Genomic DNA, 1,464 nt, shown 5'->3' with positions numbered 1-1,464 from the left:
GCGGTGGTAGCGATACTGTCAGGATTGGAGAGCAGCACGTCAAAGCCGTAGAGGGCTTTCCCGTGTGCGGCTTGAATCCACTGGGCGAACACCGGCTCGATGAGAATTTGCTTCTCAGGGGTGCCGAAGGCGACAACTACGTCGTTGTGGACGTAGAGGCCCAGGGTGTGGAAGCCCAGGAACAGGGACACCCAAGACAGGTGAGAGATAATCGCTTCTTTGTGTTCGAGAACCCGGTAGAGAACGTTGTTTTTGTTCTGTTCCGGGTCGTAGTCGCGCACTAGGAAGATTGCCCCGTGTGCGAAGGCACCCACCATGATGAAGCCGGCGATGTACTGGTGGTGCGTGTACAGCGCTGCTTGAGTGGTGTAGTCCTTGGCGATGAAAGCGTAAGGAGGCAGCGAGTACATGTGCTGGGCCACCAGGGAGGTGATCACGCCCAGGGAAGCCAGCGCCAGGGCCAGCTGGAAGTGCAGGGAGTTGTTGAGGGTGTCGTACAGCCCTTTGTGACCTTCACCCAAACCGCCTTTGGGGGGTTTGTGAGCGTTCAAGATTTCCTTGATGCTGTGCCCGATCCCGAAGTTGGTGCGGTACATGTGACCGGCAATGATGAAAATCACTGCGATGGCCAGATGGTGGTGGGCGATGTCCGTCAGCCACAGCGACTCGGTTTGCGGGTGGAAGCCGCCCAAGAAGGTGAGGATTGCCGTACCTGCGCCTTCAGAGGTGCCGAAGACGTGGGATGCGGTGTCCGGGTTTTGAGCGTACACGCCCCAGTTGCCGCTGAAGAAGGGGGCCAACCCTGCCGGGTGGGGCGGGGTGGTCAGGAAGTTATCCCAGCCGACGTGCTGACCCCGGGATTCCGGGATGGCAACGTGGACTAAGTGGCCGGTCCATGCCAGGGAGCTGACCCCAAATAAGCCCCCCAGGTGGTGGTTCAAGCGCGATTCCGCGTTTTTGAACCAGGATAGGGAGGGGCGGTATTTGGGTTGCAGGTGCAGCCAGCCGGCGAACAGCATCACGGCGGCCAGGATGAGCAGGAACACCGAACCTTGGTAAAGGTCGCTGTTGCTGCGCATGCCGATGGTGTACCACCAGTGATACACGCCGGAGTAGGCGATGTTGACTGGGTTGGATGCGCCCGCTTGTGTGAAAGCGTCTACTGCCGGTGCGCCGAAGTGGGGGTCCCAGATCGCGTGGGCGATGGGACGGACGTTAAGAGGGTCAGTAACCCACTGTGGGAAGTTGCCTTGCCATGCCACGTGGAACAGGTTGCCGGAAGTCCACAGGAAGATGATTGCTAGGTGGCCGAAGTGGGAGGCGAATATCTTTTGGTAAAGATTTTCCTCCGTCATGCCATCGTGGCTTTCAAAGTCGTGGGCGGTGGCTATCCCGTACCAGATCCTCCTTGTTGTCGGATCGGCTGCCAGGTCCTGGCTAAATTTTGGGAATTTTGTTGCCATA

General features: G+C 58.6%; 1 protein-coding gene. It reads right to left on the bottom strand.

From position 1 onward, the window contains the following. A partial coding sequence (gene psaB, locus ABWQ00_RS16035; protein WP_353239657.1) for a photosystem I core protein PsaB occupies nt 1-1,464 on the bottom strand: 1,464 nt, incomplete at both ends.

It is taken from the genome of Limnohabitans sp. (assembly GCF_040400975.1).
Lineage (GTDB): Bacteria > Pseudomonadota > Gammaproteobacteria > Burkholderiales > Burkholderiaceae_C > Limnohabitans_A.
Note: the sequence above shows the minus strand (reverse complement) of the source record. Positions and strands in the feature narration are given on the sequence as shown.